General features: G+C 75.1%; 12 protein-coding genes and 1 pseudogene. 3 read left to right on the top strand and 10 right to left on the bottom strand.

Annotation, left to right across the window (positions count from 1 at the left end; translation table 11 throughout):
• Positions 1-35: 35 nt before the first annotated feature.
• Positions 36-1,583, bottom strand: coding sequence for a collagen binding domain-containing protein (locus FHX31_RS24540; RefSeq protein ID WP_184977257.1), 1,548 nt, complete (start codon positions 1,581-1,583; stop codon positions 36-38).
• A 352-nt stretch (positions 1,584-1,935) separates the two neighbouring features.
• Here FHX31_RS24540 and FHX31_RS24545 point away from each other — a divergent pair, with 352 nt between their 5' ends.
• The gene (locus FHX31_RS24545; RefSeq protein WP_047891230.1) at positions 1,936-2,949 is read left to right on the top strand and encodes an ATP-binding cassette domain-containing protein; all 1,014 of its coding nucleotides are present in this window, start codon (positions 1,936-1,938) and stop codon (positions 2,947-2,949) included.
• The gene (locus FHX31_RS24550; RefSeq protein WP_047891231.1) at positions 2,946-3,800 is read left to right on the top strand and encodes an ABC transporter permease; all 855 of its coding nucleotides are present in this window, start codon (positions 2,946-2,948) and stop codon (positions 3,798-3,800) included. The genes FHX31_RS24545 and FHX31_RS24550 overlap by 4 nt, the downstream gene beginning before the upstream one ends.
• Positions 3,801-3,845: 45 nt before the next feature.
• On the opposite strand, the pseudogene FHX31_RS24555 reads toward FHX31_RS24550, so the two are convergent.
• The 5 genes and pseudogenes from FHX31_RS24555 to FHX31_RS24575 all read right to left on the bottom strand — a co-directional run bounded on the left by FHX31_RS24555 (position 3,846) and on the right by FHX31_RS24575 (position 9,163).
• Positions 3,846-7,185: pseudogene (locus FHX31_RS24555) on the bottom strand (AAA family ATPase).
• A 44-nt stretch (positions 7,186-7,229) separates the two neighbouring features.
• Positions 7,230-7,637 (bottom strand): hypothetical protein, encoded by a 408-nt coding sequence (locus tag FHX31_RS24560; RefSeq protein WP_184977258.1) that lies wholly within the window; start codon positions 7,635-7,637, stop codon positions 7,230-7,232.
• Positions 7,634-7,894 (bottom strand): class I SAM-dependent methyltransferase, encoded by a 261-nt coding sequence (locus FHX31_RS24565; RefSeq protein ID WP_013284305.1) that lies wholly within the window; start codon positions 7,892-7,894, stop codon positions 7,634-7,636. Before FHX31_RS24565 ends, FHX31_RS24560 begins: the two co-directional genes overlap by 4 nt.
• 13 nt (positions 7,895-7,907) lie before the next feature.
• Complete coding sequence (locus tag FHX31_RS24570) at positions 7,908-8,621, bottom strand: hypothetical protein (protein ID WP_013284304.1); 714 nt, start codon at positions 8,619-8,621, stop codon at positions 7,908-7,910.
• 152 nt (positions 8,622-8,773) lie between these two features.
• Entirely contained in the window at positions 8,774-9,163 is a 390-nt protein-coding gene (locus FHX31_RS24575) for a globin family protein (protein ID WP_357235163.1), read from the bottom strand.
• Between the two features lie 116 nt (positions 9,164-9,279).
• Between FHX31_RS24575 and FHX31_RS24580 the strand changes: the two genes are divergently transcribed.
• On the top strand, positions 9,280-9,846 hold the full coding sequence (locus tag FHX31_RS24580) for a snapalysin family zinc-dependent metalloprotease (protein ID WP_013284302.1): 567 nt from the start codon (positions 9,280-9,282) through the stop codon (positions 9,844-9,846).
• Between the two features lie 27 nt (positions 9,847-9,873).
• Here the strand turns inward: FHX31_RS24580 and FHX31_RS24585 are convergent, their stop codons facing one another.
• From FHX31_RS24585 to FHX31_RS24600, 4 genes are read right to left on the bottom strand one after another with little or no spacing between them, the layout of a single operon-like run.
• Positions 9,874-10,854, bottom strand: coding sequence for a hypothetical protein (locus FHX31_RS24585; protein WP_184977259.1), 981 nt, complete (start codon positions 10,852-10,854; stop codon positions 9,874-9,876).
• The gene (locus tag FHX31_RS24590; RefSeq protein ID WP_184977260.1) at positions 10,851-12,200 is read right to left on the bottom strand and encodes a hypothetical protein; all 1,350 of its coding nucleotides are present in this window, start codon (positions 12,198-12,200) and stop codon (positions 10,851-10,853) included. Before FHX31_RS24590 ends, FHX31_RS24585 begins: the two co-directional genes overlap by 4 nt.
• Positions 12,197-12,502 carry a DUF6403 family protein gene (locus FHX31_RS24595; protein ID WP_184977261.1) on the bottom strand — a complete coding sequence of 102 codons (306 nt, stop codon included), beginning with the start codon at positions 12,500-12,502 and terminating at the stop codon, positions 12,197-12,199. Before FHX31_RS24595 ends, FHX31_RS24590 begins: the two co-directional genes overlap by 4 nt.
• 55 nt (positions 12,503-12,557) lie before the next feature.
• A complete protein-coding gene (locus FHX31_RS24600; RefSeq protein WP_184977262.1) occupies positions 12,558-12,809 on the bottom strand; it encodes a hypothetical protein in 252 nt (83 codons plus the stop codon).
• Positions 12,810-12,846: the final 37 nt, after the last annotated feature.

A 12,846-nucleotide genomic window follows, 5' to 3' on the forward strand; every position in this document is an offset into this window, starting at 1 on the left:
GCCGGGTGGCTCGCACGCCACCCGGCCCGTGCCGCTCAACCGGCGGGGAACCGGTCGACAGCGACGTCGAGCCGCAGGGTGCCGGTGCCTGGCAGGGTCACCTCGGTGGCGTCGGCCGGGCGGGCCGCGCCGTCGTACCAGCCGGCGTACAGGACGTAGGGCGGCGTCCACAGCCACGCCACGGTGACCGGCTGGGGGCCGAGCACGCGCAGCGCGTACTCGCCGTCGCGATCCAGATCCAACAAATAGCCGATGACCTCACGGGTACGGGCGTTGCGCACCGTCAGCTCGGCGACCACCGGGCGGCCCTCCGGGTCGACGAGCCGGCCGGTGACCAGGACGCCACGCCGCACGGCGAGGTTGTAGACGGTGGTGGCGCCGGCCCGGACCGTGACCGGCACGGCCTTGCCCCGCAGGGCGAACCCGCCGGACCACTGGGCGGCGTTGTCGGCGGTGGTGAACAGCAGCGGCCAGGCGTACGGGCCGAGCCAGTCGATCCGGTAGCGGCCCTGCGTGTCCAGCTTCACACCCCAATCCGGGAAGAAGCCCGACTCGGGCGCGAGCGTCACGGCGCCGGAGGTCGCCGGACTGCCGGTGGCCGCGCTGGTCACGGTGCCGGTGACGACACCGGCGCGGTCGAGCCGGATCGGGGGCACGGTGACCGTCTGCCCGGCCCGGAGGGTGACCACCCGGGCCTGCTTCGCGTCGCCGGTGCCGCCGGTCGCGCCGACCCACTGCGCGCCGTACGCCGATCCGCCGGCGGGGCGGGCGAACAGGTTCCAGGAGCCGGCCGCGACCAGGCCGACGCGGACGTTCCCGGAGGCGTCGGAGCAGTACCGTCCCGGGTTGTCGGGGAGCTCGCCGGTACCGGCGGGTGCCGGCGTCACACAGGCCCCAGCGACGGGCGCGCCGGTCGCCGCGTCGACCACCCGGGAGACCACGTTCGCGGCCGGGGTCAGGACGACCACGGCGGTGCCGCTGCCGTCGGCCAGGACGTTCACCGTGGCGTAGCGGGGCAGGTGGGTGTCGTCGCGGGTGTAGACCCACACCTCCTGCGGGCCGGGGATCAGCGGCGGGACGGTCACCCGGGTGTCGCCGCACGGATTGCGCCGGGGGTCGAGGAACACGCACAGCCCGTCGACCGCGGCGCCGGTGACCGCGTCGCGCGCCCGCAGGGTCGACCCGCTGGGCGCGAGCAGGCGCTCGGAGACCTCCGTCGTGTCCCCCGCGGACACCCGGACCGTTCCGGCCTGCGCCCAGCTGGTCCGGCCCGGCACCCACTGCCTGAGCACCTCGTCGTCCTGGCCGTCGCTGTACACCGGGGTGACAGCGATCTTGTAGTCGCCGGCCGGCACCTCCACGCTGAGCTGCCCGGACTCGTCCAGCGGCAGGAGGTCCTTGTCGTAGCTGCTGTCAGCGGCCGTCACGGCGACGTTACCGGCGGCCGGGCTGCCGTCGAGCCTGCTGACGGTCAGGTGGAGCACGCCTGCCGGATCCGCCGCCGCACCGGCGGCGGTGGGTGCGGCGGTGACGGCCAGGGCCGCCACGGCGAGTGCGCCGAGCACTCTTCGGACGATGGACACGGTGGACCCCTCTCGGTTTCAATGCGCAGAGAGGCGTCCGCGTAACCACAACCGGGACGCGCCCCCGTGCGTCGGATGCCGGCGCAGCATATGGCAGGCGATCGATCAAGCACTGTCCACGATCGGTCATCCGGCGGGCTGCTGCGGGAACGGTCATAACCCCGCCTTCCTCCCGTACCGGCCGTCGTCGGCCGGGAATCGCCACCGCCAGATCGGATCTGGCGGGCCGTCTGGCGCCTTCGGGGTGAGGCCGGCACAACACCACAGCTTCCCGGCCTCGTTGAAACAGGCGATCGGTCGGCGGCACACCCGTACGGCTGTCGAGAACACCGACGAGGAGAGGTAGCGATTCATGAGCAACCGGAACACCGGCCTGGCCGTCGAGGCCGAGGGCCTGGTCCGGTCCTTCGGTTCGACCCGGGCACTCGACGGGCTGGACCTGCGGGTTCCCGCCGGCACCGTCTACGGAGTGCTGGGCCCGAACGGCGCCGGGAAGACCACCGCCGTACGCGTGCTGGCGACGCTGTTACGCCCGGACGGCGGCGCGGCCCGGGTCTTCGGACACGACGTGGTGCGTGACGCCGACGCGGTGCGCTCCCGGGTGAGCCTGACCGGCCAGTACGCCTCGCTGGACGAGGACCTGACCGGGGCGGAGAACCTGGTCCTGCTGGGCCGGCTGCTCGGGCTGGGCCGGTCCGGCGCCCGGGACCGGGCCGAGCAGCTGCTCGCCGCGTTCGGGCTGACCGAGGCGGCGGGGCGGCAGGTGAAGAAGTACTCCGGCGGGATGCGGCGGCGCATCGACATCGCCGCGAGCATCCTCAACACCCCGGACCTGCTGTTCCTCGACGAGCCGACCACCGGGCTGGACCCGCGCAGCCGCAACCAGGTGTGGGCGATCGTGCGGGCTGTGGTGGCGTACGGCACGACGGTGCTGCTGACCACGCAGTACCTGGACGAGGCGGACCAGCTCGCCGGCCGGATCGCTGTGGTCGACCACGGCCGGGTGATCGCGGAGGGCACCCCGGGCGAGTTGAAGGCGTCGATCGGCGCGGGCAGCGTCCACATCCGGCTGCGCGATCCGGGGCAGCGGCCGCAGGCCGAGCAGGTGCTGCGGGCGTCGCTCGGCGTACCGGTGCAGCTCGCCGCGGACCCGGCGGCGCTGACCGCCCGCGTCGGCGAGCACGGCACCGACCTGGAGGCGGGTACGCAGGCGGCGCGGGCGCTCGGCGAGCTGGCCGCCGCCGGCATCGTGGTGGACGACTTCTCCCTCGGCCAGCCCAGCCTGGACGAGGTCTTCCTGGCCCTGACCGACCACCCGGCCGTCCCGGCGGACGAGCGGGACGACGAACTGGAGACGGCGCGATGAGCGACACCGCGATCACCACCGGGCGGGCGCCGTCCGTCTACATGCCGTCCGCCGAGGCGCTGGCCACTGTGCTCGCCCCGGCCGAGCGGCCGGCCCGGCCCGGCGCGCTGTCGGCGTCGCTGACGTTCGGCTGGCGCGCGCTGCTGAAGATCAAGCACGTGCCCGAGCAGCTGTTCGACGTGACCGCGTTCCCGATCATCATGGTGCTGATGTTCACGTACCTGTTCGGTGGCGCGCTCGCCGACAGCCCGCGTGCGTACCTCCAGTTCTTCCTGCCCGGCATCATGGTCACGAGCGTCGTGATGATCACCATGTACACCGGGATCGGGCTCAACAGCGACATCGAGAAGGGCGTCTTCGACCGGATCCGTACGCTGCCGGTCTGGCGGCCGTCGGCGCTCGTCGGGATGATCTTCGGCGACGTGCTGCGCTACGTCCTGGCCGCCGTGGTCATCCTCACCGTGGGCATGGTGCTCGGCTTCCGTCCCGACGGCGGGCTGCTCGGGGTGCTGGCCGGAATCGGGCTGCTGGTGGTCTTCTCGTTCGCGTTCTCCTGGGTGTGGACGTTCTTCGGCCTGGTGCTGCGCAGCGAGAAGTCGGTGATGGGGACCAGCATGATGGTGCTGTTCCCGCTGACGTTCCTGAGCAACGTGTTCGTCGACCCGTCCACCATGCCCGGTTGGCTGCAGGCGTTCGTCAAGGTCAACCCGATCACCCAGCTCGTCACCTCGGTCCGAGCGGCGATGGCCGGCTCGATGGACGGCCCGAGCACCATGTGGATGCTGCTCTGGAGCGCCCTCTTCGTGGTCGTGTTCGGCACGCTGACGATGTACCGCTACAACCGTCGCTGACGTGACACCGGTGGCGGGGTCCACACGGCCCCGCCACCTCGCCGGTCAGAGCCGCCAGGGCACCGGCTCGGCCGGCTGGTACCGGCAGGCGCCGCCGGTGGTGACCGACTCGCGCAGGTGGGCGGCGAGCGCCGGATGCCGCTCGCCGATGCGGCGCAGGGTGTCCCGGATCCGCCCGGTCACCGCCTTGCGCGCCCGTTCCGCCTGGTCACCGAGACGCCGGCTGCGCCCGGCCAGCCCGGCGGCGGCACGCAACTGGTCGAGCAGCGCCGCGCGCTCGGCGTCCAGCTCGGCCAGCCGCCGCCCGTCGTCGCGCGTCGCAGCCCGGTCGATCTCGTCGTCGAGCCGCCGCAGGTGCCGTCGGTAGCGGGCCTTCGCCTCGTCGTCGAGCACCGGATCGGCGCCGAGGCGGCGCGCGGCGGCGAGTTCCGGGCCGGCCGCCGGGTCGAGCAGTTCGACGGCGGGCACGTCCGTGCCGGGCCGGCTCAGCAGCAGCCGCAGGTCGTGCAGCCCTTTGGCGTCGGGCAGGTGCACCACGACGCCGTCGTACGCGAGGCGCCACACCGGCCCGTCCGGCCGGAACTCGGGCCGGATCACGTCCGCGCCGCCCGCGCCGGGGTCGGGCGGCCGTGCGTTGCCGTGGACGGCACCCGCCCGGGACAGACCCGACGCGGCGCGGCGGCCGGGCGACGACGACGCGACCAGAGCCGGGGCGCCCGCGCCGAGCCGGACCGCCACCGGCGCGACCACGGCGGAGGCCGCCGCCGGGGCGGGAGCCGTCGCGCCCAGCCGGTCCACCACCTGGACCATGCCCAGCGTCCGCGCCTCGGCCACCGTCTCGGCCCGCAGCCGCCACGCCTCGGCCGCGTCGCCCGGCCCGTCGCGCCCGGCGAGCGCGCCCACCAGCCCGGCCCGGGCCAGCACCGACCAGGGCCGGGCGCCCAGCCGGTCCGCGGCGTCCCGGGCCGCCCGGTAACAGTCGATCGCGTCGTCCCACCGGCCCTCGGCCGCGTCCGCCATGGCCAGCCACAGGTCGACCGGGCCACCGATGTCGCACCCGAACAGCGCCGCCGTCCACTGCCCGCGGTGCGGGGCCAGGGCGGCCCGCACCTCCGCGCACCGGGCCGGGTCGCCGTCCACGGCCGCCGCCTGCGCCCGCAGGCGCAGCCACAGCGGCGACACCGACCGGGGGTACGCGGTGCCCGCGGCCTCGATCGCGGCGGTGAGCCGAAGCACGGTGGCCGCGTCGCCGCGCTCGGCGGCGGTGATCGCCCGGAGCAGCTCGGCCTGCGGGTGCGCGGCGCCCACCCGGTCGAGCACCGCCTCGGCCTCGGTGAGGCGGCCGTACAGCAGCAGCACCGACCAGCGCATGTGGTGCGTCATGAACGCGTGGTCGGAGTGCGCCGACTCGCGGTAGCTCTCCGCCTCGGCGGTGGCGAGGTCACCCCGGAACGCGGCGATGATCGCGCTGTCCGCGGTCGCCGCCACCCGCTGCCGGGCCACGTCGCCGCGTCGCGCGCCGGTCACGAACGCGGTCAGCTCGTGCCGGTAGCCCGGATCGCCCAGCTCCAGCAACGCGACCCAGCGCAGCGCCGTGGCCCACAGCTCGGTCTCCCGGTCGCCGCTACGACGGGCCACCTCGCGGATCTCAGCGGTCACCACGGCTCGCTCGTGCGCGGTGCCGAGCCCCCAGGTGGTGTCGTGGCGGGCCCACAGGCTGAAGGTGAGCGCCTCGTCGTCGCGGCCGTGCCGGGCGAGCGTCTCGGTGGCCGTGATCAGGTCGGTGACCAGCGCGCGTACCGGCCGCTCCGGCTCCGGTTCCGCGATCAACCGCCGGTACGCCTCCCGGACCAGCTCGGCGGCGTCGAGCCTGCGGCGGGTGGCGGAGTGCTGCCGGTGCGCGATGAGCGCCACCCGGGTCAGCACGCCGGGATCGGGCAGTTCCCGGGCCAGCGCGGCGGCCTCGGCCAGCAGCCGCTCGACCTCGGCCGGTGGGCCGGCGTGGTGCAACAGCCCGGCCAGTTCCAGCAGCACCCGGACCCGCCGGCCGGGCTCGCCGGTCAGTTCCAGCGCGCGCCGGTAGTGCCGTACCGACTCGTCCACAGCGATCCGGCCCCCGGCGTCGCGGGCGGCGGCCAGCAGCAGGTCACCGGCGCGTTCCGGCTCCAGCTCGGCGCCGGCCAGCCAGGCGTGCCGGGCCAGGTGGGCCGGGCTGAGCACGCCGGCGAGCGCGTCCGACCGGTCGACGGCCCGGACCACAGCCGCGTGCCGGGCCCGCCGATCGTCGTCGGCCAGTCCGTCGTAGAGCGTCTCGCGGACCAGGTCGTGCACGAAGACGAAGCGTCCGTCGCTCCGGGGCAGCACCAGCCGGGCCGCGGCGGCGCGGCCGAGCAACCGGTCGACCTGCGCGACCGGGGCGGGTACGCAGGCGGCGAGCGTCAGCCTGTCGAACTCGCGGCCGAGCACCGCGGCCACCGTGAGCGCCTCGACCACCGGGGCGGGCAGCTGGTCGAGCCGACGGCGCACCACCTCCCGTACGCCGGGGGCGACGGTGTCGGTGAGGCCGTGGGTGTGCCAGAGCCGGGCGGTCTGCTCCACGAAGAACGGGTTCCCGCCGGTGCACCTCGGCGACCAGGCTCGCGTCGGGCTCCCGGCCGGCGGTGCGGGCCATCAGCGCGGCCACCTCGGCGCGATCGAGCCCGGCGAGCGTGACTGTGGTCGCCTTGGCGGTGAGCGGCAGCAGCCACGGCCGCAGCGGGTGCTCGACGGATTCGACTTCGGCGTCCCGGTAGGTGCCGATCAGCAGCAACCGCTCGAACCAGGCGTGCTGGGTGACGAACTGGAGCAGCCGCAGCGACGCCGGGTCGGCCCAGTGCAGGTCGTCGAAGACCACGGCGACCGGGCGGTGCTGGGCGACGGCGACCAGGGCGGCGGTCACCGCGTCGTGCCTGTCGAACTCGGCCCGGCCCGCGTCGCCCGGCTCGGCCACGTGCGTGTCGCCGGGCTCGGTCGGGTCGCCCGGCTCGGTCGCCTCCGCGGTGTCACCCGCCGCGCGCTCGCCGAGCAGTGCCGCCAGGCCCGCGTCGGCCGCCTCCCGCACCCCGCGCCGGTCGTCGGCGGACCGGGCCAGCCGCCGCAGGACCTGCACCCACGGCCAGTAGTCGGGTGCGGTGTCGGAGTCCCAGCAGGCGGCGCCGAGCACCAGCGCCCCGCTGCGACGGGCCTCGTCGGCGGCGGCCGAGACCAGTGTGGTCTTGCCGATGCCCGGCTCGCCGGTGACCAGGACGAGACCGCCGTGGCTGTCGACCAGCCGGGCCACCTCGGCGCGCAGCAGCGCAGCGGGATGCTCCCGCCCGATGATGTGTTGGCCGAACCTCGGCTCCATGACCTCACGACGCTAGTCGAAGGGTCCGACAAACCGGGGAGCGTTCAGATCCGCGCGTCGGTGACGACGTGCGCGCACGCCGGACAGGCGGCCGGTCCCTGTTCGGCGAACCACCGGCAGGTACGCCGGATCGCGCACTTCGGCAGCGTCTCCTCCGCGGGCAGGGCGGTCTCGGCGTACGAGGCGGCCATCCGGGCGCCCAGCCCGCAGTGCGAGCCGGTCCAGAAGCCGCAGGACGAGGTGACGCACGGGCCGGCGAGCCGGGCCCGCGACTCGATCGGCTCGTCGGAGTCACCGAGCCCGGCGAGCGCCACCTCGGCCGGTACGGCCGGGGTCACGTAGGCCACCCGGCCCGCCGGAGTGATCATGCCGAGGAACACGGTGGCGTTCGACGCCGGGGTGCTCGGGCACATCCGCTCCGGCGTGCCGGCCGGCCGGGCGGCGTCGGTCACCGCTGGATCCAGAACCCGATGTCGTTGATCTTCTGCCCGAGGTCCTGGGCGAACGGGCCGTCGATGACCCAGAGGCCGTACCACTCGGGACGCAGCTTGATGTTGCCGTGGCCGACGGTCAGCGGGTTGGTCAGCTTGGCGTCGGCGGTACGCAGGGCGGCCAGGCCGGCCTTCTGGATCTCCGCGGCGATCAGGGTCTGCTGCTCGGGGCTCAGGTCGACGCCGTCGACCACGAAGCGGAACTCGTTGCGGGCCATGTGCTACCTCCGGTCACTCGTACGATTCGGTGCCCAGCCCGCGACGCAGGCTGGTGCGGGTGAAGGCCGCCCAGCCGGCGTGCGAGGCGGCGTCGGTGCGGTGCCCGGCGCGGGCGAGCACCCGGGCGGCATGCTCCGCCCAGCGGTGGACGGTCGCCGCCGCGTCGCCCCACAGTTCGCGGCAGGCCGCGACCGCGAAGGCGACCTGTTCCGGCGCGCCGGTGAACCCGGCGGGTCCGTCGGCGACCCGGATCGTGCCGTCCGGGCGGACCCGCACGCTCGGGAAGTGGTGGTGCAGGCTGGCCAGCGTGGCCAGGTGGGTGGCGTCCCGCCGGCCGGCGGCGAAGCCGGCGCGCAGCTCGTCGTCGCGGCGGTGCCGGATCCCGTGCAGCACCAGCGCGTCGCCGGCCGCCTCGATCCGGGCGACCACCTGCACCGGCACGCTCCAGGCCGACGGCGAGTTCGCCGACCAGAACGCCAGCCAGGCGGCGAGCCGGGCGTGGAAGTCGGCCTGGACGGCGACCGCGAGCGCGGACCCGTCGGGCGCGCGCAGCGCGGCGGTGGCGATGCGGTCCCTGGTGATGAGCGGCGTCGCGGGGCGGCTCGGAGCGGCCGCCGCGGCGCCGGTGGTGGAGGCGACGGCCAGGCCGGTCACTGTGACCGCCGAGGCCGCCGCCGCGCCGGCGAGCAGTCGCCGACGGTCGAATGGGTGTCCGTTGTCGTTCATCGTCGGCCCTTCGTCGACGGCAGTGGCCCGACGTTATCGACCGGAAGCGATCAGGAAAACACCCTGTGTGACGGGAGGTCGACAGGAAAGCCGGGGATACCCGGCGGCGTGAACGACTGTTCCTGTGCCGCATTCACGCGACCCGCCGTCGCTCAGGCCCGGAGCAACCCGGCGACGGCCCGCTGCGCGTCGACTACCGTCGCCGCCGGCAGATCGAGCGCCCAGAGCGCGGCGGCCAGGTAGTCCAGGACGCGCCAGCGCTGCTCCCCGGTCAGCGGCGGGCGCCGCGATCCACCGAGGGCCGGTCCGCCGGCGTCCGCGGGGTCGCCGTCCGAACCCCGCCGCGCCCCGCCGAGCGCCGCGCCCAGCCGGGCGGTGAACAGCGCGGCGAGCCGCTGGCGGTCCACCCCGATCAGGTACGGCGCCAACTCCGCGTCGGCCGCGATCAGCCGCAGCCAGCGGTGCACCGCCGCGCGCACGGCGACCGGGCCGAGCCGGTCGCAGGGCTCGCGGGAACAGGTCGCCACCTCCGTGGTCCGCACGACCAGGGGTACGGATGATCGAGTCCGGTCAGTTCACCGCAACCCTTGATATCGATGAATACCTATCTATAGGCTGGCGGCGTTCCGCTCACCCCCCATCCCAAGGAGTGTGAACCATGCGTAAGCCCAAGCTGTCCCGGATCCTCGCCACCCTCGCGGCCGCGACGCTGGCAGCGCTCGGCGCGGTAGCCGTCAACCCGGCTCCGGCCTCCGCCGCCGTCCGCAACGTCTGCTACAACATCAGCCAGGCCGGCCCGTTCGCCAACACGGCGGTGCAGGCGGCGGCGATCTGGAACAACTACACGAACAACATCAACATGGCCCAGTGCGGGTCCAACCTGCGGATCACCTACACCTACGGCGGCGGCTCGTACGCCCAGCGCACCAGCCTCGGCAACGGCCGCGTGGTGATCGACTACTACCAGGCCCAGCAGTACTCGCCGCTGCGCATCATGACGCACGAGATCGGCCACATCCTCGGCCTGCCGGACAACTACAACGGCAACTGCGCCATCCTGATGTCCGGTGGCAGCGCCGGCACGAGCTGCACCAACCCGTACCCCAGCTCCACCGAGGCCGCCCGGGTCGACTCGCTGTTCGGCTTCGCCGCCCGCAGCGCGACGCCCGCCCAGGTCTTCACCGGCAGCTGGCCGGCCGCCTCGACGGTGGGCGCCCAGCGCTGACGAAGCAGTGACGACGGGGTCGGCGGGTCACCGCCGGCCCCGTCCGCGCGTCCCGTGCCGACCCGACGCGGCGTCGTCGGCGAGATCCGCCGCGCGGCGGCTCAGCCCTTCGACCCGCTCCCGGAGCCGGCGCAGCGCCTCGGCGTTCCCGTCCACGTCGGACACCTCGTCGAGCAGGCCGACGTAGTCGGCGGCCAGCCGCCGGTGCGCCGGGGCGACCGGCCCGGCGTACCGGTCCAGGTCGATGATCTGCTGGGCGAGAACCGCGGTGGCGGCGCCGAGCGCGGCCCGCTCGTCGGCGCGTGTGTCCCGCCCGGCCCGGCGCGCGTCGGCCAGGCGTCCGGCCCGCCGGCCGCCCAGCCAGAGCACCGCCGCACCGGCCACGACCCCGGCCACCGCGCCGCCGGCCAGCAGATACCGGGGCAGCGACGGGCTGATGGTACGGGCGCCGTCAGGCACCAGACCGGCCCGGACCAGCCGGTCGTAGTTGAGCACGATCACCTTCAGCGCCTCGACCGGCCGGTCCACGAACGCGTCGGCACCCCGGCTGATCGTGGTCTCGGCGACCATGGCCCGCCCGAGGTCACGCGGACCGTCGCCGCCGAGGCGGGAGCAGCCGTACGTGTCCCAGTCCTCGCCGTCGCGGCTCATCGCCAGCACCAGCGTGCCCCGGGTGGCGCGTTCGGTGTCGTCGCACGCCTCCCGCAGGTCGGCGCCCGGCTCCATGATCAGCACCACCAGCCGCCGGTTGCCGATGACCCGTTCGGCGGCGGCCCGGTCCAGGTCCACTCCGGGCGCCGCGTAGACCGAGGAGCCGCGTACCTGCCGGGCGGCCGGACCGTCCAGGACGCTGCCGGTCCACAGCGCCCAGCCGGCCAGCGCCAGGCAGGCGAGCACCGCCCGGCCGAACGCGGTGCCGACCAGGCGGCCGAGCAGCCGGCGCGGGCCGGTCGCCGCCACGCCACGACGGGTCGCCGTCCGCTCGGGACGGGTCGCGACGCGGCTCACGACAGCCTCGCCCGCAGGTAGACGTCCGGCCGGTAGCCGGGCATCCGCACGTCCCGGGCCACGTCGTCCAGCTCGGCCGCCGCGTCGGCGAGCAGTTCGCGTACGTGCCGGTCGGGCAACCCCTCGTCGAACGCGTCCCGGGCCGCCCGCAACCGGCCGACCCCCCGGACCAGCGCCGGGTCGCTGCGCGCGTCGGTGAGCAGCGACAACTCCACAGCCAGCGCGGAGAGCCCGGCCAGCCGGGCCGGCGTGCCACCCGGACCGACGTCGGCGGGACGGCGGCCGGACCCCCGCACGGTACGGATCGACAGCACCACGAAACCCGCCACGCACCCGGCGAAGATCCAGGGCAGCGCCGGCAACGCCACCCGCAGCGGGTCGAACGGCCGGTACGGCAGCGGACGGTCGAACAGCCCCGCGTACCGCACGTCGGTGACCTGGGCCAGATACGCGCCGAGCACGTTCTGCTGGGGATAGGCGTAACGGCCGAGCCGTCCGCCGAACTGGGCGTAGAAGCTCGCGCCGGCCACCTCGGCGAACGACGCCGCACCCGGACCGTGGTACTCGATCCAGTCGCCGTACATCACCACCAGCGGCTGGTCCGGGGCGAGCCGGTGCAGCGCCGGCCCGTACGCGGGCAACGGCTCGCCGTACGGCTGGGCGGGCAGCACCACGAACCAGGCACCGTCCGGGAACGCGGCGCTCGCCGCCTTCTCCGGCAGCTCGGGCAGCGTGGCGCCGGGGCCCACGTACCGGCCGGTGGCGCGCAGCGCCGCGACCACCGGGGCCAGCTCCGGGCCGGTCGGCTCCCGCCAGCGCAGGCCGTCGCCGTCCTGCGGGGTCGGCTGGTCGTGCAGCGCGGCCAGCAGCGCGAGCACCGAGCCGGTCACGTCGCCGGTGGCGAACCGGGCCCGCCAGCCCGGCAGGTCGTCCGGCGAGGCCACGTAGAGGCCACCGCTGACCTCGGTACCGACGATCCGGATCTCGGCGTTCTCCACGTCCTTCACCCGCCGGCGTTCGGCCTCGTCCAGACCGGGCGGGGCGACCAGGATGCGGGTGCCCCGGTCACCGACGGCGGCCCGGACCCGCTGCTCGTCCCAGCGCGCGACCGCGCCCGGCAACCGGACCACCGGATCGGCGGCCACCAGCGCCGTCATCTCCTCGACCGAGGGCACGCTCGCGTCGCTCAACTCCCCGGCCGAGCCCTCGGGCAGCGCGGCCGTCGACGGGGAACGCCCGTAGCTGACCTCCACGCTCTGCCGCTGCGCCACCAGGAACACCACGAGCACCGCCGCCGCGGCGGCCAGCAGCGACCAGCGCAGCAGCTCCCGGCGTACCCTCGTCACCGCCCGGCCCGCCACAGCTCGTCGGCGCGGCGGGCGTGCTCGGCCGCCGCGCGGGCCGCGTCGGCGCCGCCGCGCCCGGCGGCGAGCATCTCGGCGTGGGCCAGCAGCCGCTCGGCCTCCGGCACCGTCGCCGGGGACGCGTCCCGGCTGACGGTGGCGTCGTGGATCGCCGCCCGCGCCGACGACCAGGCGATCCGCCGGCCCTCGGCCCGGGCGCGGCGCCGGGGCAGCAACGCGGCGAGGAAACCGGCGGCCACCGCCACCACACCCCCGCCCAGCCAGGGCAGCACGCTCGCGGTCATGATCCCTGTCTAACGCACCGCCGCCAGCGCCGCGCGCCGAGGGCGGCGGTGCGGCCTACGACTCGTAGCCCTCGTTGAAGCCCTCCATGAACCCGCCCGCGAACCCGGAGACGACACATCCGGCGCAGCACAGGATCACCAGCAGCGCCGGCACCGTGACCCACAGGACGATCGCCCACCGGCCCATCCCCTCGCTCGGCTGCTCCACGTACGCCGGCGGCGGATAGTACGGCTGTTGCGGGTACGCCTGCTGGTGGTACGCCTGGTGCTGGTACGGATCCTGCTGGTAGGGATCGTGAGGATGCATCCGGCCATCGTGCCCACCGGCCGCGAACGCCGGAAGA

Source organism: Micromonospora sp. CNZ286, assembly GCF_014207755.1.

Excerpts from the sequence above, each read along its gene's own strand:
- FHX31_RS24550 (WP_047891231.1), top strand. The coding sequence starts at position 2,946 with ATGAGCGACACCGCGATCACCACCGGGCGGGCGCCGTCCGTCTACATG.
- FHX31_RS24580 (WP_013284302.1), top strand. The coding sequence starts at position 9,280 with ATGCGTAAGCCCAAGCTGTCCCGGATCCTCGCCACCCTCGCGGCCGCG.
- FHX31_RS24545 (WP_047891230.1), top strand. The coding sequence starts at position 1,936 with ATGAGCAACCGGAACACCGGCCTGGCCGTCGAGGCCGAGGGCCTGGTC.
- FHX31_RS24595 (WP_184977261.1), bottom strand. The coding sequence starts at position 12,502 with ATGACCGCGAGCGTGCTGCCCTGGCTGGGCGGGGGTGTGGTGGCGGTG.
- FHX31_RS24600 (WP_184977262.1), bottom strand. The coding sequence starts at position 12,809 with ATGCATCCTCACGATCCCTACCAGCAGGATCCGTACCAGCACCAGGCG.
- FHX31_RS24570 (WP_013284304.1), bottom strand. The coding sequence starts at position 8,621 with ATGAACGACAACGGACACCCATTCGACCGTCGGCGACTGCTCGCCGGC.
- FHX31_RS24565 (WP_013284305.1), bottom strand. The coding sequence starts at position 7,894 with ATGGCCCGCAACGAGTTCCGCTTCGTGGTCGACGGCGTCGACCTGAGC.